This is a genomic window from Roseovarius sp. A46 (genome assembly GCF_004126395.1).
GTDB classification, from domain to species: Bacteria; Pseudomonadota; Alphaproteobacteria; order Rhodobacterales; family Rhodobacteraceae; genus Roseovarius; species Roseovarius nitratireducens.
Genome location: NZ_PVWS01000008.1, coordinates 91714 through 111037, shown reverse-complemented (window position 1 = coordinate 111037; position 19324 = coordinate 91714). Strand labels below are relative to the sequence as shown.

Below are 19324 nucleotides of genomic sequence, written 5' to 3'. Positions count from 1 at the left end.
CCTCAGAAAAATGAGCCTTCGACCCGGCTGCGGCTCATTTTTCTGAGGGTACGATCATAACACGATTCTTTCACGCTGAAGCAGGTCCGACTGGAAGTCGGAGGGTTTGCTCCAGGGCGTGGATACTAAAGAGATTATCGCAGGATGTTGGCTCGCCAGACGCGACGCGCCCCCACTGTCGCCGCAAAGGTATCAGGGTGGTACCTTCGCCATCTCCAATCTCGGCATGTTCGAGACCGAGAATTTCGACGCGGTCATCAACCCGCCGCATGGCGCGATCCTCGCCGTCGGCGCGGGGCTGAAGAAGCCTGTGGTGGGCACGGACCTGCTCACGCAGATCGTCGAGAACCTCGAAAACCCGATGGTAATGCTCGCCTGAGGCGCGGCGCACAAAGAAGCGCGCCGCATTCATGCGCACGCACCCGCCTTTCGCCTGTTCGTCGATGTTGCATGCCCCCGGGACCCGACCCCTGCGGCAAACCTGTCGATTGCGCGGCGGTGCGTCAGGCGGTAAGGATACCTGACCAATTCCCGGAGTGCTGCCCATGCCCGTCATTACATGCATAGACGATTTCAAACCCCTCTACCGCCGCCGCGTACCGCGGATGTTCTACGATTACGCAGAATCGGGGAGCTGGACCGAGCAAACCTTTCGCGAAAACACCTCTGATTTCTCGCGTCTTCTGCTCAAACAGCGCGTCGCCATCGACATGACCGGGCGCAACCTCGCTTCGACCATGATCGGGCAGGACGTGTCGATGCCGGTGGCGCTCGCGCCGGTGGGGTTGACCGGGATGCAATGCGCCGATGGCGAGATCAAGGCGGCGCGCGCGGCGGAGAAATTCGGCGTGCCGTTCACGCTGTCGACCATGTCGATCTGTTCCATCGAGGATGTCGCCGCGCATACGACCAAACCCTTCTGGTTCCAAGTCTACACGCTCAAGGATGACGATTTCATGCAGCGCCTCTTTGACCGTGCGCGTGACGCGAAATGCTCGGCGGCGATGATCACGGTCGATCTGCAAATGCTTGGTCAGCGGCACAAGGATCTGAAAAACGGCCTGTCCGCACCACCCAAGCTGACGCCCGCGAGCGTGGCGAATATGATGACCAAGGTGCAGTGGGGCCTCGGCATGCTGGGGACCAAGCGGCGCAGCTTCGGCAACATCGTGGGCCATGCCAAGGGCGTGACCGATCCCTCGTCGCTCTCTGCATGGACGACAGAGGCGTTCGACCAGGCGCTCGACTGGGACCGCATCCGGCAATTCCGCAAAATGTGGGACGGCCCGCTCATCATCAAGGGGATCATGGATCCGCGCGACGCGGCGGAGGCGCTCAACGTGGGCGCGGACGCGATCATCGTGTCGAACCACGGTGGCCGGCAGCTTGACGGCGCGCTATCGTCCATCCGCGCCCTGCCCGCGATCATGGATGCCGTGGGCGACAAGATCGAGGTGCATCTCGACAGCGGCATCCGATCGGGCCAGGACGTGCTCAAGGCGCTCAGCCTGGGCGCGCGCGGCGCCTATATCGGGCGCGCCTTTACCTACGGGCTGGGGGCGATGGGTGAGGCGGGCGTGACCCGTGCGTTGGAGGTGATAGCCAAGGAGCTCGACACCTCGATGGGGCTGTGCGGGCGGCGTGACGTGCACGATCTGGACCGCGACGTGCTGATGATCCCGAAGGATTTTGCCGGGGACTGGGTGTGAGGCACGGCGAGGGTCACGACATGAGTGCTCGTGGAGTGGTGAAGCCCGGCACCGGGGCATTTTGCTCTTTTCAACGGGGCCGTGGTCGGCTATCAGCGCGGCTTCACGCGGGGTGACAGCCTTGGAGGCACCCCGCCTTTTGCCAAGGAGAGACAACATGGCTGGAGAAATTCCTGATCTTCACGCCCAGGAACGCACGGGGACAGGCAAGGGCGCCGCTCGTGCCGTGCGCCGCGCACACCTGGTTCCGGGGATCGTTTTCGGGGGCGACGTGGATCCATTGCCCATACAGATGCCCTATAACGAGCTGATCCGACGCCTCAAGAAGGGCCGGTTCAAGTCTACCCTGTTCAACCTCAAGGTCGATGGCCACGAGGACGTGCGCGTAATCTGCCGCGACGTGCAGCGCGACGTGGTCAAGGACCTGCCGACGCATGTCGATTTCATGCGCCTGCGCCGCACCACCAAGATCAACCTGTTCATCCATGTCGATTTCGAGGGCGAGGAAGAGTGCAAGGCGCTGCGCAAGGGCGGCGTGCTGACCATCGTGCGCCCGGAGATCGAGGTCGTGGTGACGGCGGGCGACATTCCCGAGAGAATCGTCGTGGACCTGACGAAGATGGAGAATATCGGCGATACGATGACCATCTCGATGGTCGATCTGCCCGCGGGCGCCAAGCCGACCATCGACCGCGATTTCGTGATCTGCAACATCTCCGCCCCCTCCGCGCTCAAGAGCCAGGAGGATGAAGAGGACGAGACCGAAGAAGTCGCAGCCGAAACCGAAGAAGAAGCCGAAGCCGAGGCCTGAGGCGCATCTCTGCAATTGCAGTGGAGAGACTAAACGGGCGGCACCTATGGTGCCGCCCGTTTTCGTGCGTGACCTGCTCGCGCCGGGCCAACATGATCTTGAGAATTATTCCAAAGCCGGACGGTGGCGGGGCGCGCGCGGCATGACTAGGTTGGGCGCGTCGCTCCACGTCGCTGTTAAGTCGAAATCCTGCACTGCCGCGCCCCCGGCGTGAATTAGACAGAGCCCACGGAAGGGGAATCGGTCATGGTTGATGTCACCATCGTTTACTGGCGCGACATTCCCGCGCAGGTCATCGTCGGCAAGGGTCGGCGCGGGTCCAAGGTGCAACTGCCCGAGCGTTTCGAGCAGGCCATCGACCGCGCGGCCATGAAGACGGGGGCGGCGGGGACGGACGACTATCTCGCCGAGTGGCGCAAGGGCGATGCCTACCCGGTGGAGGGCGATCCCGACGAGGTCGCGCAAAGCGAGGCCGCCCGGCTCGATGCCCTTTACGACACCGAGCGTCTCAGGGCGCTCATCGGCAATGATGGCTGGGCGTGAATGCGACCCGCATCGCTATGGGAGGCCGCGATGGCTCTTTTGAATTTCAGGAAGCGTGACACCGCGACCTCCGCAAAGCCGCCCGTGAACCGGCAGGTCGAGGCGTTTCTCGAGGGCTACTCGATCGAGGTGATGCCGCGCACCGCCGAGAAGGTCGAGAATTTCCGTGACCTTCTGCCAGAGGGCACGCGCGTCTACATCGCCCATATCGAGGGCACGCCCATCGAGGACATGGTCGCCACCGCACGCCGCGTGGCGCGCGAGGGTTATCCGGTGATGCCGCATTTCCCGGCGCGCATCATCAAAGACCAGGCAACGCTCGAGGACTGGATCGCCCGCTATCAGGGCGAGGCGGGCGTCGACCAGGCGCTGTTGCTCGCCGGTGGCGTGGAAAAACCACATGGCGATTTCCATTCCTCCATGCAGCTTCTGGAGGCGGGCGCGTTTGACCGCGCGGGTTTCAAGCGGCTGCATGTTGCGGGCCACCCCGAGGGCAACAAGGATATCGACCCCAATGGCAGCCGCAAGAACGTCGAGGAGGCGCTGCGCTGGAAGCAGAAATTCTCCGAGACCACCGATGCCGAAATGGCCATCGCGACGCAGTTCGCGTTCGACTCGAAGCCGATCATCGCCTGGGCCGATGCCCTGCGCGAAGCGGGCATCACCATGCCTATTCATATCGGCATCGCCGGACCCGCCAAACTTCAGACGCTGATCAAGTTCGCCATCGCCTGCGGCGTCGGTCCGTCCTTGAAAGTGCTTCAGAAACGCGCAATGGATGTCTCCAAGCTTCTGCTGCCCTACGAGCCGACAGAGGTTCTCGCCGCGCTGGCCGCCCACAAGGCCGCCGATCCCGATTGCCTGATCGAGCGCGTGCATTTCTTCCCGCTGGGCGGGATCAAGACCAACGCCCAATGGGTGATCGACAACGGCGGTGCCTCGGGCACCCCGGCTGCGCAACAAGGATAAGACATGACCCGCACCATCGTCGAGAGCAAGACCAGGACCGCCGTGATCGGCTTTGACGAGCCGTTCTGCGTCATTGGCGAACGCATCAACCCCACCGGCCGAAAGAAGCTCGCCGCCGAGCTGGAGGCGGGCGACTATTCCACCGTGGAATCCGACGCCGTGGCGCAGGCCGCAGCGGGCGCCACCGTGCTCGATATCAACGCGGGCGTGGTCTACAACTCCAACCCCAATCCCAACGAGACCGAGCCGCCGCTGATGACGGCCATCGTCGAGTTGGTGCAGGGGCTGGTCGATCTGCCGCTGTGCATCGACAGCTCTGTTCCCGCGGCGCTGGAAGCCGGGCTTCAGGCCGCGCACGGCCGCCCGCTCCTGAACTCGGTAACCGGCGAGGAAGAGCGGTTGGAATACGTGCTGCCGCTGGTCAAGAAATACAACGTTCCGGTTGTGGCCATTTCCAACGACGACACCGGCATTTCCGAGGATCCGGACGTGCGCTTTGCCGTCGCCAAGAAGATCGTCGAGCGCGCCGCTGATTTCGGCATCCCGGCTCATGACATCGTGGTCGATCCGCTGGTCATGCCGGTGGGCGCGATGGGCACCGCCGGGCGTCAGGTGTTCACGCTGGTGCGCCGCCTGCGCGAGGAACTGGGCGTAAACACCACCTGCGGCGCATCCAACATCTCTTTCGGGCTACCCAACCGGCACGGCATCAACAATGCCTTCCTGCCGATGGCGATCGAGGCGGGGATGACAAGCGCCATCATGAACCCGATCGCGCTGCCGGTGAAACAGGCCGAGATCGAGGCCAAGAAGGCCGAGGTCGCCGCGACCGGGCTCGTGATTCCCGAGGACATGGACGACGAGACCTTCTGCCAGCTCTTCGGTCTGGGATCGACCAAGGCGCGCGCAGGCAAGGAGATGGAGGCGATCCACGCCGCGAATTTCCTGATGGCCAACGACCCCCACGGCGGCAACTGGATCAAGTTCAACAAGGCCCCGCCGAAGCCCGGCGAAGAGGTGCGCTCGGGCGGCCGCGCAGGCAGCCGCAGCCGCCGCCGCAGGGCCTGAGCGCCACGCCACGCTGGCGCACGACTTCGCCAGCGTGGCGGCCCCGCAGCGCGTCCGCTCGGAATCGTCCGCGCTGGTGCAAACGGCGGACAGAGCTACGGGTGACTTGAAGACGCCCCCCACGCGCGGGGAGCGTTTGATACCACGGACCCTTGCGGATTGCTGGGATTCTTCGTGTAGGTTGAATAACCTAACGCAGAGCGGGACGGGCCAGGGTTTTACCCGCCCCCGGAAATTACTTGAGCCCCCATACGCGCGACCGGAGTCCTGACAGAAATCCGGTCGTCTTCCTCTTAGCAACACGCCTCCCGCCGCTTACTTCAGGATCGACGACCCGGCATAGCGCGCACTCTCGCCCAGCATCTCCTCGATACGAATGAGCTGGTTGTACTTCGCCAGCCGGTCCGACCGCGCGAGGCTGCCGGTCTTGATCTGCCCGCAATTGGTGGCCACGGCGAGGTCGGCGATGGTCGCGTCCTCGGTCTCGCCCGAGCGGTGCGACATCACGTTGGTCATGCACGCGCGATGCGCCATCTCGACCGCCTGCAGCGTCTCGGTCAGCGTGCCGATCTGGTTGACCTTGACCAGCATGGAATTGGCCGCGCCGCGTTCGATGCCCTCGGCCAGCCGCGCGGGGTTGGTCACGAACAGGTCATCGCCCACCAGTTGCACCTTGTCGCCGATGGCGTCGGTCAGCATTTTCCAGCCGTCCCAGTCGTCTTCGGCCATGCCGTCCTCGATCGAGATGATCGGATAGTCGGCGCAGAGCGACTGAAGATAGGCGACGTTCTCCTCGTTCGTGAGGCTCGCCCCCTCGCCCGCCATCTCGTACTTGCCGTCCTTGTAATACTCGGTCGCGGCGCAATCGAGGGCGAGGTGGATATCCTCGCCCGGGGTATAGCCCGCCTTCTCGATGGACCGCAGGATGAAATCCAGCGCATCGCGCGTGCCCGACAGCGCCGGGGCAAATCCGCCCTCGTCGCCCACCCCGGTGGCGAGCCCGGCAGCGTTCAGTTCCTTCTTGAGCGTGTGAAACACCTCTGCACCCATGCGCACCGCCTCGCGGATCGTGCCCGCGCTCACCGGCATGATCATGAATTCCTGGATGTCGATGGGGTTGTCGGCATGCTCGCCGCCATTGATGATGTTCATCATCGGCACGGGCAGCACCCGCGCCGAGGTGCCCCCCACGTAACGATAGAGGGGCTGTGCACTGTAGTCGGCGGCCGCCTTGGCACAGGCGAGCGAGACGCCGAGGATCGCGTTGGCGCCCAGCCGCCCCTTGTTGGCGGTGCCATCAAGCTCGATCATGGTTTCGTCCACGGCCACCTGCTCGGTCGCGTCCATGCCCAAGAGCGCCTCGGCGATCTCGCCATTGACGCTCGCGCAGGCCTCCAGCACACCCTTGCCGCCATAGCGCGCCGGATCCCCGTCGCGCTTCTCCACCGCCTCGTGCGCGCCGGTCGAGGCCCCCGAAGGCACCGCGGCGCGGCCCATGGTGCCGTCCTCCAGGATGACCTCGACCTCCACCGTCGGGTTGCCCCGGCTGTCGAGGATTTCGCGGGCGTGAATGTCGATGATGCTGCTCATGGCGTGTCTGTCCCGGAGTTGAATGAAACCTGCCCGCCCCATAGCAAGAAACCCCGCCAATGCAAACGCGGCGCGTGCAAGGCAGGGCTCCGGGGAGGGATAACTGGCATTGAGTGGACGTCGGGTGTGAAGCGACTAGCCGCGCGTGGAACCCCAGAGGGTCACGTTCTGTCCAGACCCCCGGCCATCCCCCGCTCAGGGGATGATACGGGTGTATTTCATGCCCTCGAGCGAAACGCCGGCCATCAGCCCCGCCTGTCCGAAGATCACCGCCACCACCGGCGCGGTGGAGGTCGTGGTCTCGGCACGCAGGTTCTCGCCCCGGTCGTTGAAGACATACTCGATATCGCCGCCCGCGGCCCAGCCTGACGACCGCCGGAACCTTTCCAGCGCCTCTTCGGTCATGAAAAACAGCACATGGGCGAATTGCTGCGCGCCGAATTGCAGCCCGACGCTGCCCTTGGTGGCCGAGTAGTAGTCCACCGTGACGTTGTCGATCCGGAGCGCCCCGCGGCCATAGCCGCCGCCCACGAATATCCCCCCCTCGGTCACCACCGGCATGACAAGAATGCCGGTCGCCTTGTCGGCCAGATCGCGCGTGCCGGGATAGTTGGAATACATGTGCGACAGCGTTGCGTTCACGCGCGCGTCAATCTTTGCGCCGCCAGAACTGCCCACCCCGTTGCCGCATGCGGCGAGAACCGGCATGCCTGCCAGCGCCCCAAGGGTGAATCCGCGTCTCGTGAGATTGCTCATGTGTTTGCCTGCCTCGATTGCGTCTGATTGCGCCCGGTCGTTTCGCCTAGCCGGACTCTTGCCACTCAATATAGTCGAGCCGGCCACCAATGTCACCAAGGATTGCGGTTCTGCGCAAGATACCGCGCAGATATCAGCAGGCCGCCATCAGCCGCGCGGCGGCGGGGGCAAAATAGCTCAGGATGCCGTCGCAACCCGCGCGCTTGAAACAGCCGAGGCTCTCCATCATCGCGCGCTCGCCGTCGATCCAGCCGTTGAGCGCGGCAGCGCGGATCATCGCGTACTCGCCCGACACCTGGTAGGCAAAAGTTGGTGCGCCAAAGCGCTCCTTCACCCGACGGCAGATGTCGAGATAGGGCAACCCCGGCTTGACCATCACCATGTCCGCCCCCTCGGCCAGGTCGCGCGCCACCATGCGCAGCGCCTCGTCACTGTTGGCCGGGTCCATCTGGTAGGTCTTCTTGTCGCCCTTGAGCGCGGCGGACGCCCCGACCGCATCGCGAAACGGGCCGTAGAAGGCCGAGGCGTACTTGGCGGCGTAGGACATGATCGCCACGTCCCAATGTCCCGCGGATTCCAGCGCCCCGCGCATCGCGCCCACGCGCCCATCCATCATGTCGGATGGCCCCAGGATGTCGGCCCCCGCCTCTGCCTGCGCCAGCGCCTGTTTCACCAGCGCCTCGACGGTAGCGTCGTTGACGATCCGTCCATCCACGACAAACCCGTCATGGCCGGTATCCGAATAGGGGTCGAGCGCCACGTCGGTCATCACCGCAATCTCCGGCACAGCGGCCTTGATGGCGCGGGTGGCGCGGTTGCTGAGGTTGTCGGGGTTCCACGCCTCGGCGCAATCGGCGGTGCGGTGCTCTGCCGATGTATAGGGAAACAGGCACATCGCCGGGATGCCGAGATCAGCCGCCTCGCGCGCGGCCTCCACCACCTTGTCGATCGAGCGGCGCATCACGCCGGGCATCGAGGCCACCGGCTCTTCCACCCCCTCGCCATCGCGCACGAAAACGGGCCAGATCAGGTCGGAAGGGCTGAGCGTGGTCTCGGCCACGAGGTCGCGCAGCGCGCCGCTCGCGCGCAGGCGCCGCGGGCGGTTTGCGGGATAGGGGGCCTGAACAGGGGTCATGGCGGGCTCTCCGCGGGCTTGGACATTCGGAACCCTGCCTCATTTGCACGGAAATTCCACCATCTCAAGGGTAGGAATTGCCGCGCACGAGCGCTAAGAGGGCGGGCAATACAGTGACAGAGGCGCGGCCTTGACCCTTCTTGACAATGTTTTCGAGTTGATCGACCTGCGCTCCTTCAGCAACCTCTGGTTCTGGATCGCGCTGGCGGTGACATGGTCGACCGTCAGCCATTGGGTCTTGGGCGTGCCCTGGGACATGGCGATCCGCGCACGGCGCGGTCAGGGCGAAACGGCGATGGAGGATTTCGAGGACATGGTGCGTATAAATACCGGGCGGCTGCTCTACGTGGCGAACCAGTCGGGCACGCTGCTCGCCGGGATCGCCGCCTTCGCGCTGTCCTCGCTGGCGATCCTCGGCTTCGTCTACGGCAACGAGTTCTCGCAGGCCGTCTTCATGCTGGCCTTCCCGCTCACCGGGGTGGGCTTGCTGTCGTTGCGCACCGCGCGCCGCATCCGCGACGAGGCACTGCGTGGCGAGGCCCTGATCGCACGTCTGTCGCGTCACCGCCTCTCGGTGCAGACGGTCGGCATGGTCTCGATCTTTGTCACCGCCATGTGGGGCATGTACCAGAACATGGCGATCGGCGCGCTCGGCTGACCGGCATGGGAGCGGCCAGCCATATCACCGTGGGCGGCGCGCCCGAGGGGTACGACGCGCGGCTCGTGCTGGGCGAGGTGTCGGCGCGCGAGGGTCCGGTGATCCATGTCGCACGCGACGACAAGCGGATGGCGGCGATGGCCGCGGCGCTCGCCTTCTTCGCCCCCGACATGCCGGTTATCCGCTTTCCCGGCTGGGATTGCCTGCCCTATGACCGTATCTCGCCCAATGCCGAGATTTCGGCGGCGCGGATGGCGACGCTGGCGGGGCTGGTACACGGAATGCCGCAGCGATTCGTGCTTCTGACCACGCTCAACGCCGCAACGCAGCGCCTCCCGGCGCGCGATGTCCTGCGCGAGAGCGCCTTCGCAGCGGAGGTGGGCGAGCGCATTGACGAAAAGGCGTTGCGCGACTTCCTCGTGCGCATGGGCTTCGTGCAGGCCCCCACCGTGACAGAGCCTGGCGATTACGCTCTGCGCGGCGGCATCATCGACATCTACCCGCCCGGCGAGGCGGGGCCGGTGCGGCTCGACCTCTTCGGCGACGTGCTCGACGGTGTGCGCCGTTTCGATCCCGCCTCGCAGCGCACCACCGAAAAGCTTGCCCGCGTCGAGCTTGCGCCCGTCTCCGAGGTGATCCTGGACGAGACCGCAATCCGCCGTTTCCGGCAGAATTACCGCATCGCCTTCGGCACAGGCGTGGCCGACGACCCACTCTATGAATCCGTCAGTGCAGGGCGCAAACCGGCCGGCGCCGAGCACTGGCTGCCGCTCTTCCACGAGCGGCTCGAGACGCTGTTCGACTACCTCCCCGATGCCGCCATCACCCTCGACGATCAGGCCGACGCCGCCCGCGCCGCGCGGTGGGAGGCGGTTCGGGACCAATACGAGGCGCGCTGCCACGCGGCCAGCCAAAAGGCGCGCGGCGAGGCGGTCTATCACCCGGTGCCACCCCAGGAGCTGTACCTCGACGACGACGCATGGCAAGACGCGACCGGCACACGGCGGGTGCTGCAGTTCTCGGCGCTGCCACGGCCCACGGGGCCGGGCGTAATCGACGCGGGCGGCCGCATCGGTCGCAACTTTGCCCCCGAACGGCAGCAGGAAAAAATAAACCTTTTCAGCGTCCTGAAAGACCATGTTGAGGCCAGGATGGAGGCCGGACCGGTGCTCGTCGCGTGCTGGTCCGAGGGCGCGCGCGAACGGATCGAGGGGCTTTTGGCCGACGAGGGCCTGATCGGCGCGACCGGTATCCGCGATGCGGGCGGGCTGGGGCGCCACGGGCTGCACCTCGCGGTCTGGCCGCTCGAACAGGGGTTTGAGGCGCCGTCGCTCACCGTGATCTCCGAACAGGACGTGCTGGGCGATCGGCTCATCCGCGGCGCTCGGCGCAAGCGGCGGGCCGAGAATTTCCTGACCGAGGCACAGGCGCTGTCGCAGGGCGACCTTGTCGTGCATGTGGATCACGGGATCGGCCGCTATCTGGGGCTTGAGGTGGTCACCGCAGCAGGCGCGGCACATGAATGCCTCGTGCTGGAATATGCCGAAGGATCAAGGCTCTACCTGCCTGTCGAGAATATCGAACTGCTGTCGCGCTACGGTCATGAAGAGGGGCTGCTCGACCGACTTGGCGGCGGCGCGTGGCAGGCCAAGAAGGCCAAACTCAAACAGCGCATCCGCGAGATGGCCGATCGGCTCATCCGCGTCGCCGCCGAACGTGAATTGCGCCGCGCCCCCGTCATCGCCGCCGAGCCCCACGCGTGGGAGGCCTTCGCGGCACGCTTCCCCTATCAGGAAACCGAGGACCAGCTTCGCGCCATCGAGGATGTGCTCTCCGATCTCGAGGCTGGGCGTCCGATGGACCGGCTCATCTGCGGCGACGTGGGCTTCGGCAAGACCGAGGTGGCGATGCGCGCGGCCTTTGCCGCCGCGATGGCGGGGCAGCAGGTCGCGGTGATCGCGCCCACCACCCTGCTCGCGCGCCAGCATTACAAGGAATTCGCCGAGCGGTTCCGCGGCTTTCCGCTGTCGGTCCACGCGTTGTCACGGTTCGTCTCGCAACGCGACGCCACCCGCACCCGCGAGGCGATGGCAAAGGGCACCGCCGATATCGTGGTGGGCACCCACGCTCTCCTCGCAAAAAGTGTGCGGTTCCAGAACCTCGGCCTGCTCATCATCGACGAGGAACAGCGCTTCGGCGTGGCGCACAAGGAACGGCTCAAGCAGATGCGCTCGGATGTGCATGTTCTGACGCTCACCGCCACCCCGATCCCGCGCACGCTGCAATTGTCGCTCTCGGGGGTTCGCGATCTGTCGATCATCGGCACGCCGCCGGTGGATCGCCTGTCGATCCGCACCTACGTGTCCGAGTTTGACACCGTCACCGTGCGCGAGGCGCTCTTGCGCGAGCATTACCGGGGCGGGCAGTCCTTCTTCGTGGTGCCCCGCATCAAGGATTTGCCCGAGATCGAGGATTTCCTCGCCAATCAGGTGCCCGAGGTTTCCTATGTCGTGGCCCACGGTCAGATGGCGGCTGGTGAACTGGACCAGCGGATGAACGCCTTTTACGACGGCAAGTACGACGTGCTGCTGGCCACCACCATCGTCGAATCCGGGCTGGACATCCCCACCGCCAACACCATGATCATCCACCGGGCCGACATGTTCGGGCTGGCGCAACTCTACCAGATCCGTGGCCGGGTGGGCCGTTCCAAGGCCCGCGCCTATGCCTACCTCACGACCAAGCCGCGCGTGCCGCTGACACCGGGGGCAGAGAAACGCCTGCGCGTGCTCAGCAGCCTCGACACGCTCGGCGCAGGCTTCACGCTGGCCTCGCAGGACCTCGACATCCGCGGCGCGGGCAATCTGTTGGGCGAGGAACAGTCGGGCCAGATGCGCGACGTCGGGTTCGAGCTTTATCAGTCCATGCTGGAAGAGGCGATCGCGCGCATCCGCTCGGGCGAGGCGACCGGCCTGCCCGACGACGACGGCCAATGGGCGCCGCAAATCAACCTTGGCGTGCCGGTCCTCATCCCCGAGGATTACGTGCCCGATCTCGACGTGCGTCTCGGCCTCTACCGCCGCCTCAGCGGGATGGAGAGCAAGGTCGATCTCGAAGGTTTCGCCGCCGAGATGATCGACCGCTTCGGCCCCCTGCCCCGCGAGGTCAACCTGCTCATGCTGGTCATGCGCATCAAGGCGATGTGCAAGCGCGCGGGCATCGCCAAGCTCGACGGCGGGCCCAAGGGTGCGACGATCCAGTTCCACAACGACAAGTTCGCCTCGCCGCAGGGGCTGGTGGAATTCATCCAGGACCAGAAGGGGCTGGCCAAGGTCCGCGACAACAAGATCGTCGTGCGCCGCGACTGGAAGGGCGAGGCCGACCGGGTCCGCGGCGCCTTCGCCATTGCCCGCGATCTCGCCGAAAAGGTGGTGGGCGAAAAGAAGAAGGCGAAACCGGACCGCCAGGCTGCGCGCGGCTAACCCGGTCGCGGCCATCTTCCCCCTAGCGCCCCCGCCCCCCATCGCCTAAGTTTGCCGCAGGGCGGCATGAGAGGATGCATGAGCGATACCGGGTTACAGAAACTGGCGTTCTTCCTGCTGGTGGCGCTCATCGCCTTCGTGGCGGTGGCGGGGGGCGTGTGATGGCGCAGCGCTACGGCGGCAGACACAGCCCCGACCAGAGCGACACCGCCCCGGCCCCGTCCCCACGCGGCGGCTATCGCGGCGCGCGGCGCACACGCGTCGGCGGTCGCGTCAACATGCTGTTCCTCGCGCCCCTGCCGCTGGCCTTTCGTGCCTTTTTCGGCGGTCCGGTCGAGATGGCGCTCAACCTCGTCGCCCTCGGGCTTCTGCTGCTGGCGGCCTGGCTCACCCGCGAGGGGCTGCGCGCCGAGGAAGCCTATGATGCGCGCCGCATCGCCCGTCGGCCCGCCATCCCGCGCAAGATTTTCGGCTCGGTGCTCACCGGCGCGGGGCTGGCCGTGGCCGCCCATGCCGCAAGCGGCAGCGTGGCCGAGCCCGCGATCTACGCTCTCGCAGGGATGGTGCTGCACCTGCTCGCCTTCGGCCCCGACCCACTGCGCGACAAGTCCGCCGAGGGCATCGACAGCTTTCAGAGCGACCGCGTGGCACGCGTGGTGGACCGGGCCGAGGACTACCTGCGCGCCATGACCCACGCCATCGCCGCAACCCGCGACCGCGACCTCGAGGCGCGGCTCGAACGGTTCCAGGTCACGGTGCGCGACATGCTGCGCACCGTCGAGGACGACCCGCGCGACCTTACGGCGGCACGCAAGTACCTCAGCGTCTACCTGATGGGCGCGCGCGACGCCTCGGCGAAATACGCCGATCTCGCCACCCGCGCCCCGAACGCAGAGGCACGCGAGAAATACCTCGTGCTGCTCTCTGACCTCGAACAGAATTTCACCGCCAAGACCCGCGCGCTCATGGCCGACAGCAGCACCGATCTCGATATCGAGATCGAGGTGCTACGCGACCGGCTCGAGCGCGAGGGCGTACATCTTGAGACCACAGAGACAGCTTAAGAGGATCCCCCATGTCAGACGCCACCCGCCGACAGGCCGAGGCCGTGCTCGCCGATATCGAGTCCGTGAGCCGCGCGGTGCTGCCCGAACCCACGGACGCCAATGCCATCGTTCCGCTGGAAAAGGCCGATGCAACCCAGAGCGCCGAGATCGCGCGCCGCATGGCCGAGATCGACATGGCCGACACGCAGTCCATCGTCTCCTTCGGCTCGGCGGCGCAGGCGGAATTGCAGGAAATCTCGCAATCCATGCTGCAGGGCGTGCGCAACAAGGACGTGGGCCCGGCGGGTGACTCCCTGCGCGGCATTGTCACCACGATCCGGGGTTTTTCCGTCTCCGAGCTGGACGTGCGCCGCGAGCGGTCCTGGTGGGAAAAATTGCTGGGCCGCGCCGCCCCGTTCGCCAAGTTCACCGCCCGCTACGAAGAGGTACAGGGCCAGATCGACCGCATCACCGAGAGCCTGCTTGGCCACGAGCATACCCTGCTGAAGGACATAAAGTCGCTCGACATGCTCTATGAGAAGACGCTCGCCTTCTACGACGAGCTGGCGCTCTACATTGCGGCGGGCGAGGCAAAGCTCAAGGAGCTGGACGACAAGGACATCCCGGCCAAGGAGGTCGAGATGGAGGCCGCGCCGGAAAACGACCAGGTGATGAAGGCACAGGAGCTGCGCGACCTGCGCGCCGCCCGCGACGACCTCGAACGCAGGGTGCACGACCTGAAACTCACGCGCCAGGTGACCATGCAATCGCTGCCCTCGATCCGGCTGGTGCAGGAAAACGACAAGTCGCTTGTCACCAAGATCAACTCCACCCTCGTCAACACCGTGCCGCTGTGGGAAACCCAACTGGCGCAAGCGGTCACCATACAACGCTCGGCCGAGGCCGCGGCGGCGGTGCGCGACGCCAACGACCTCACCAACGAGCTGCTGACCGCCAACGCCGCCAACCTGCGCGAGAGCAACAAGATGATCCGGCAGGAGATGGAGCGCGGCGTGTTCGACATCGAGGCGGTGAAACAGGCCAATGCCGATCTCATCGGCACCATCGAGGAAAGCCTCACCATCGCTGACGAGGGCAAGGCGAAACGCGCCCGTGCCGAGGAAGACCTCAAGAAAATGGAGGCCGAACTGCGCGACACGCTCGCCTCGGCCAAGTCACGGGGCGACGGGGTGGGCGACACCGCCGCAACCGCCGTGCCGAAGGGCTGAGGCGGCGATGACGGCGGGACAAGCGGTGCGCGTTCTCGCAGGGCTGGTGCTGGCGCTGGCGCTATCGGCCTGTGACATGCCGGTGCCTGATGCGCCCGCACCCTCCGCCCCGCGTCCGCCCGCCCAAGGCGACGACGGCCCGTCTGCCCGCAGCAAGGCGCTCGTCGCTCATTACGCGCGCATCGAGCGCGATCTCAAGGGTCGTGGCCTCCTGCGTGTCGATGGCGGCGGGCCCGACACGCCCTTTACCGACACCGATCTGATGCGCAATTTCGAGCGTATCGTATTCTTCGACGAATACGCGCCCGGTGCCGGATTTCGGTCGTCCTCGGGCCGCGCGGGGGGCCTGCGGAAATGGACGTCGCCGGTACGCATCGGGATGGAATTCGGCGCCTCGGTGCCCGAGGAACAGCGCGCGGCGGATCGCGCCACGCTCGACGACTATGCCGAACGGCTGGCAGACGCAGCGCGCCATCCGATCTCGATGGTGCGCCGCGGGGCCAACTTCCACGTTCTGGTCATGGGCGAGGACGACCACGCCGATGGTCTCGCCCGCGTCCGCCGCATCGCCCCCGATATCGACGCGGCAACCCTTGGCGTCTTTCGCGACATGCCGCGCAGCATCCATTGCCTCGTCGTGGCCTTCTCCGACCGCGGCAATCCCTATTCCTACGACCGCGCGATTGCATGGGTCCGCGCCGAGCACCCGCCACTCATGCGCGAATCGTGCTTCCACGAAGAGCTGGCGCAGGGGCTGGGCCTGGCTAATGACAGTCCCCGCGCGCGGCCCTCGATCTTCAACGACGATGACGAATTCGCGTGGCTGACCACCCATGACGAAATGCTGCTGCGCCTGCTGTACCATCCGGACCTATCCCCCGGCATGACCCCCGACGAAGCCCGCCCCATCCTCCGCCGCCTGCTGGACGAATGGCAGGCGGGGCCGGTGTGACCCGTTCGCAAAGGAGCCTTTCCATATGCCCATCTTCGATTTCCTCTCCGGCCAGTTCATCGACGTCATCCACTGGACCGACGACACGCGCGACACGATGGTCTGGCGGTTCGAGCGCGAGGGCCACGAGATCAAGTACGGCGCCAAGCTCACCGTGCGCGAGGGGCAGGCCGCCGTGTTCGTCCACGAGGGGCAGTTGGCAGATGTGTTCACCCCCGGTCTCTACTTGCTGGAAACCAACAACATGCCGGTGATGACCTCGCTCCAGCACTGGGATCATGGCTTTCGCTCGCCCTTCAAGTCGGAAATCTACTTCATCGCCACGACGCGCTTCACCAATCTGAAGTGGGGCACCAAGAACCCGATCATGCTGCGCGACCCGGAATTCGGCCCCACCCGCATCCGCGCCTATGGCACGTATACCGTGCGCGTGTCGGAACCGGCCAAGTTCCTCTCCGAAATCGTCGGCACCGACGGTGAGTTCACCATGGACGAGATCAGCTACCAGATCCGCAACATCATCGTGCAGGCGTTCAGCCGCATCATCGCAGGAAGCGGCATCCCGGTGCTCGACATGGCGGCCAACACGCGCGACCTGGGCAAACTGGTGGCCGGAGAGATCACCGGAATCGTGACAGAATACGGGCTGGAAATCCCGGAATTCTATATTGAAAACATATCATTGCCGCCCACTGTTGAAGCAGCGCTCGACAAGCGCACCTCGATGGGGATCGCGGGCGACCTGTCGCGCTTCACCCAGTATTCGACTGCCGAGGCGATGACCGCGGCGGCCAAGAACCCGAGCGGAGGCGGCGGCATTGGCGCGGGTCTTGGCATGGGAATGGGCATGGCGATGGCGCAGCAGATGGCCGATCAGGGGCCATGGGGCGCACGTCCCGCACAAGAACAGGCGCCGGCAGCCCCGCCGCCCCCGCCTGTAGAACATGTCTGGCACATCGCCGAGGGTGGCCAGACCCACGGCCCCTATTCCAAGGCACGGCTGGGGCGCATGGTGACCGAGGGCGGCCTGACGCGCGACACGCTCGTCTGGACCGCAGGGCAGGACGGCTGGAAGCGCGCCGAGGACGTCGCCGAACTGGCGCAGCTCTTCACCGTCATGCCGCCCCCGCCGCCGGGCGCCTGAGCAGATGCGCCGCCGCGCGACCATTACCCTGCACGAGTTCACTGCTGCGCGCCTGCTGTTGATGCGTCGTGATGGCGGGCTGACGACATGGCTGTGATTGCTCTACGCGGCCTCGGCGCGCGCCACAAGCGTCTGAACTTCGGATCGTATCACTTTGAAATTATTTCACAAATCATCTGAAAGCCTCATGTCAGATACCCCGCCACCTGCCCCTGTCGAGATCAAACACCGCTTCCCCTGCGCAAGCTGCGGGGCGGATTACCGCTATGATCCGGGCGGCGACCGGCTGATCTGCGATCACTGCGGCGACGTGGCCGGGATCGAGACCGGCGGCCCCTGGCAGGGCGGTATCAGGGAGCTGGATTTCGCCGCCGCCTTGCGCGACCAACTCCCCGCGCAGGAAATGGAGGAGACCCGCGTCACCACCTGCACAAGCTGCGGGGCGCAGGTGGAGCTGGGCACCGACACCCACGCCACCGAATGCCCGTTCTGCGCCTCGCCAGTGGTCACCGATACCGGCACGCACCGGCATATCAAGCCACGGGCATTGTTGCCTTTTTCGCTCGACGAGGAGCAGGCCCGCAAGGCGATGACCGACTGGCTGGGGCGACTGTGGTTCGCGCCGAACGGGTTGCAGAACTACGCCCGCAAGGGCCGGAAAATGCAAGGCATTTACGTGCCCTACTGGACCTTCGACGCCGACACCAAGTCACAGTACCGCGGCGAGCGTGGCACCGTCTATTACGAGACACGCACTGTCACGAGAAACGGAAAACGTCAGCAAATTCAAGTTGCTAAGGTTAGGTGGAGGGCGGTGTCGGGGCGGGTGGCGCGGTTCTTCGACGATGTGCTGGTGCTGGCGTCCACCGCCTTGCCGAAACGCTATACCGACGCGCTGGAGCCGTGGGACCTGTCGGCGCTGGTTCCTTACGCGCCGGAGTACCTCGCGGGGTTTCGCGCCGAGGGGTACAGCGTTGATCTAGAACAAGGATTCGCGCAGGCGCGCGACAAGATGGACGCGATCATCGCCCGGGACGTTCGGTTCGATATCGGCGGCGACCGGCAACGCATCCATGACATCGACACCGAGGTGCGGGACACCACCTTCAAGCATATCCTGCTGCCGGTCTGGCTCGCAGCCTACAGGTTCAGGGGACGAACCTACAGGTTCGTGGTCAACGCCCGCACCGGCCGCGTGCTGGGCGAGCGGCCGTGGTCGGCGTGGAAGATCGCGGTCGCCGTGGTGATCGGCGCGGCGGTGGCCGGCGGGATCGGCTACCTGGTGGCGCTCGAACAGGGCGGGTTCTGATGCACACATCCCTGGCGATCAAGATCACCCGCGCCCATGCCGACGGCGAGACGCGCGATGTCATCACCGGTCGGGCATGGATCACCGGGCAATCCATGCCTATGTTCGATCCCGAGAACCCGTGGCCCGGGGGCGGTCGCCTCTCGGACACCCGGCCGGGCACAGAGGATCCCGCATGACAGACCAATTCGACACGCTGCGCGGCCTGCTGGACGCGCGCCATTCCTGCCGGGCCTTCCTGCCTGGCCCGGTGGAGGACGAGGTGATCGCGCGCATCGTGCAGGCGGCGGGCCGCGCGCCCTCGTGGTGCAACGCGCAGCCCTGGCAGGTGACGGTGACGCGCGGGGGGGAGACCGAGCGGTTCCGCCGCGCGTTGCTTGACGCCGTGCGCAATGACACGCCAAGCCCCGACCTGCCGTGGCCCGAGCGCTATCCGGGCGCGCATGGCGCACGGCGCCGCGAATGCGGGCTGCAACTCTACGAGGCGGTGGGTATCGCCCGCGAGGATCGCGCCGCGCGGGCCGAGCAAAGCATGGAGAACTATCGCCTTTTCGGCGCGCCGCACGTGGCCATCGTGCATTCCGAGGCCGCGCTGGGCCCCTACGGCGCGATGGACACGGGCGGGTTCGTGACCGCCTTCATGCTGGCGGCGACGGCCCTGGGCGTGGGCAGCATCGCGCAGGCCTCGGTGGCAGCCTATGCGCCATTCGTCCGCGCGCATTTCGACCTGCCGGAAACGCGGCTGATCCTGTGCGCGATCTCGTTTGGACGACCCGATCCGGACCACCCCGCCAACCGCTTCCGCACCACGCGGGCGGCGCTCGACGAGGTGCTCGACCTCCGAGGATAGAGAGCGGCGTGCGCGCCGTCGCGTCAGGCTTGCATTCGCGCGCCGCGCTGGCTTTGCTGCGGGGAAACAGGAG

General features: G+C 65.8%; 17 protein-coding genes and 1 pseudogene. 15 read left to right on the top strand and 3 right to left on the bottom strand.

The window, feature by feature from the left end; genetic code table 11:
* Positions 1–175: 175 nt before the first annotated feature.
* From C6W92_RS06570 to C6W92_RS06545, 6 genes and pseudogenes are all read left to right on the top strand, one after another.
* A pseudogene (locus C6W92_RS06570) lies at positions 176–379 on the top strand (2-oxo acid dehydrogenase subunit E2); the annotation flags it as partial.
* Positions 380–545: 166 nt separating this feature from the next.
* Positions 546–1709: an alpha-hydroxy acid oxidase gene (locus tag C6W92_RS06565; RefSeq protein WP_129432209.1), complete on the top strand. Its 1164-nt coding sequence runs from the start codon at positions 546–548 to the stop codon at positions 1707–1709.
* Between the two features lie 157 nt (positions 1710–1866).
* Positions 1867–2520: a 50S ribosomal protein L25/general stress protein Ctc gene (locus tag C6W92_RS06560; protein WP_129432208.1), complete on the top strand. Its 654-nt coding sequence runs from the start codon at positions 1867–1869 to the stop codon at positions 2518–2520.
* A 246-nt stretch (positions 2521–2766) separates the two neighbouring features.
* A complete protein-coding gene (locus C6W92_RS06555; RefSeq protein ID WP_129432207.1) occupies positions 2767–3063 on the top strand; it encodes a virulence factor in 297 nt (98 codons plus the stop codon).
* Positions 3064–3093: 30 nt separating this feature from the next.
* Complete coding sequence (locus C6W92_RS06550; RefSeq protein WP_129432206.1) at positions 3094–4032, top strand: methylenetetrahydrofolate reductase; 939 nt, start codon at positions 3094–3096, stop codon at positions 4030–4032.
* A 3-nt stretch (positions 4033–4035) separates the two neighbouring features.
* A complete protein-coding gene (locus C6W92_RS06545; RefSeq protein ID WP_129432205.1) occupies positions 4036–5100 on the top strand; it encodes a dihydropteroate synthase in 1065 nt (354 codons plus the stop codon).
* A 315-nt stretch (positions 5101–5415) separates the two neighbouring features.
* Here C6W92_RS06545 and eno read toward each other — a convergent pair whose 3' ends face one another.
* The 3 genes from eno to hemB all read right to left on the bottom strand — a co-directional run bounded on the left by eno (position 5416) and on the right by hemB (position 8581).
* Positions 5416–6690 carry a phosphopyruvate hydratase gene (gene eno / locus C6W92_RS06540; RefSeq protein WP_129432204.1) on the bottom strand — a complete coding sequence of 425 codons (1275 nt, stop codon included), beginning with the start codon at positions 6688–6690 and terminating at the stop codon, positions 5416–5418.
* 195 nt (positions 6691–6885) lie between these two features.
* A complete protein-coding gene (locus tag C6W92_RS06535; protein ID WP_129432203.1) occupies positions 6886–7446 on the bottom strand; it encodes a YSC84-related protein in 561 nt (186 codons plus the stop codon).
* 133 nt (positions 7447–7579) lie between these two features.
* Positions 7580–8581 (bottom strand): porphobilinogen synthase, encoded by a 1002-nt coding sequence (gene hemB, locus C6W92_RS06530; RefSeq protein ID WP_129432202.1) that lies wholly within the window; start codon positions 8579–8581, stop codon positions 7580–7582.
* A gap of 130 nt (positions 8582–8711) precedes the next feature.
* On the opposite strand from hemB, the gene C6W92_RS06525 reads away from it, so the two are divergent.
* The 9 genes from C6W92_RS06525 to C6W92_RS06485 all read left to right on the top strand — a co-directional run bounded on the left by C6W92_RS06525 (position 8712) and on the right by C6W92_RS06485 (position 19251).
* On the top strand, positions 8712–9239 hold the full coding sequence (locus tag C6W92_RS06525; protein WP_129432201.1) for a component of SufBCD complex: 528 nt from the start codon (positions 8712–8714) through the stop codon (positions 9237–9239).
* A gap of 5 nt (positions 9240–9244) precedes the next feature.
* Entirely contained in the window at positions 9245–12721 is a 3477-nt protein-coding gene (gene mfd / locus C6W92_RS06520) for a transcription-repair coupling factor (RefSeq protein WP_129432200.1), read from the top strand.
* A gap of 161 nt (positions 12722–12882) precedes the next feature.
* The gene (locus tag C6W92_RS06515; protein ID WP_129432199.1) at positions 12883–13785 is read left to right on the top strand and encodes a 5-bromo-4-chloroindolyl phosphate hydrolysis family protein; all 903 of its coding nucleotides are present in this window, start codon (positions 12883–12885) and stop codon (positions 13783–13785) included.
* Between the two features lie 11 nt (positions 13786–13796).
* Positions 13797–14996 carry a toxic anion resistance protein gene (locus C6W92_RS06510; protein ID WP_129432198.1) on the top strand — a complete coding sequence of 400 codons (1200 nt, stop codon included), beginning with the start codon at positions 13797–13799 and terminating at the stop codon, positions 14994–14996.
* Positions 14997–15003: 7 nt separating this feature from the next.
* On the top strand, positions 15004–15948 hold the full coding sequence (locus C6W92_RS06505; protein ID WP_129432197.1) for a DUF2927 domain-containing protein: 945 nt from the start codon (positions 15004–15006) through the stop codon (positions 15946–15948).
* A gap of 25 nt (positions 15949–15973) precedes the next feature.
* The gene (locus C6W92_RS06500; RefSeq protein WP_129432196.1) at positions 15974–17092 is read left to right on the top strand and encodes an SPFH domain-containing protein; all 1119 of its coding nucleotides are present in this window, start codon (positions 15974–15976) and stop codon (positions 17090–17092) included.
* A 187-nt stretch (positions 17093–17279) separates the two neighbouring features.
* Complete coding sequence (locus C6W92_RS06495) at positions 17280–18401, top strand: primosomal protein N' (replication factor Y) - superfamily II helicase (protein WP_129432195.1); 1122 nt, start codon at positions 17280–17282, stop codon at positions 18399–18401.
* Complete coding sequence (locus C6W92_RS06490; protein WP_129432194.1) at positions 18401–18580, top strand: hypothetical protein; 180 nt, start codon at positions 18401–18403, stop codon at positions 18578–18580. Before C6W92_RS06495 ends, C6W92_RS06490 begins: the two co-directional genes overlap by 1 nt.
* Positions 18577–19251, top strand: coding sequence for a nitroreductase (locus tag C6W92_RS06485; protein ID WP_129432193.1), 675 nt, complete (start codon positions 18577–18579; stop codon positions 19249–19251). The genes C6W92_RS06490 and C6W92_RS06485 overlap by 4 nt, the downstream gene beginning before the upstream one ends.
* The last annotated feature ends 73 nt before the right edge of the window (positions 19252–19324 follow it).

What these genes read in the sequence shown, in the direction of transcription:
- C6W92_RS06565 (WP_129432209.1), top strand. Translation starts at nt 546, where the DNA reads ATGCCCGTCATTACATGCATAGACGATTTCAAACCCCTCTACCGCCGC.
- C6W92_RS06560 (WP_129432208.1), top strand. Translation starts at nt 1,867, where the DNA reads ATGGCTGGAGAAATTCCTGATCTTCACGCCCAGGAACGCACGGGGACA.
- C6W92_RS06555 (WP_129432207.1), top strand. Translation starts at nt 2,767, where the DNA reads ATGGTTGATGTCACCATCGTTTACTGGCGCGACATTCCCGCGCAGGTC.
- C6W92_RS06550 (WP_129432206.1), top strand. Translation starts at nt 3,094, where the DNA reads ATGGCTCTTTTGAATTTCAGGAAGCGTGACACCGCGACCTCCGCAAAG.
- C6W92_RS06545 (WP_129432205.1), top strand. Translation starts at nt 4,036, where the DNA reads ATGACCCGCACCATCGTCGAGAGCAAGACCAGGACCGCCGTGATCGGC.
- eno (WP_129432204.1), bottom strand. Translation starts at nt 6,690, where the DNA reads ATGAGCAGCATCATCGACATTCACGCCCGCGAAATCCTCGACAGCCGG.
- C6W92_RS06535 (WP_129432203.1), bottom strand. Translation starts at nt 7,446, where the DNA reads ATGAGCAATCTCACGAGACGCGGATTCACCCTTGGGGCGCTGGCAGGC.
- hemB (WP_129432202.1), bottom strand. Translation starts at nt 8,581, where the DNA reads ATGACCCCTGTTCAGGCCCCCTATCCCGCAAACCGCCCGCGGCGCCTG.
- mfd (WP_129432200.1), top strand. Translation starts at nt 9,245, where the DNA reads ATGGGAGCGGCCAGCCATATCACCGTGGGCGGCGCGCCCGAGGGGTAC.
- C6W92_RS06515 (WP_129432199.1), top strand. Translation starts at nt 12,883, where the DNA reads ATGGCGCAGCGCTACGGCGGCAGACACAGCCCCGACCAGAGCGACACC.
- C6W92_RS06510 (WP_129432198.1), top strand. Translation starts at nt 13,797, where the DNA reads ATGTCAGACGCCACCCGCCGACAGGCCGAGGCCGTGCTCGCCGATATC.
- C6W92_RS06505 (WP_129432197.1), top strand. Translation starts at nt 15,004, where the DNA reads ATGACGGCGGGACAAGCGGTGCGCGTTCTCGCAGGGCTGGTGCTGGCG.
- C6W92_RS06500 (WP_129432196.1), top strand. Translation starts at nt 15,974, where the DNA reads ATGCCCATCTTCGATTTCCTCTCCGGCCAGTTCATCGACGTCATCCAC.
- C6W92_RS06495 (WP_129432195.1), top strand. Translation starts at nt 17,280, where the DNA reads ATGTCAGATACCCCGCCACCTGCCCCTGTCGAGATCAAACACCGCTTC.
- C6W92_RS06490 (WP_129432194.1), top strand. Translation starts at nt 18,401, where the DNA reads ATGCACACATCCCTGGCGATCAAGATCACCCGCGCCCATGCCGACGGC.
- C6W92_RS06485 (WP_129432193.1), top strand. Translation starts at nt 18,577, where the DNA reads ATGACAGACCAATTCGACACGCTGCGCGGCCTGCTGGACGCGCGCCAT.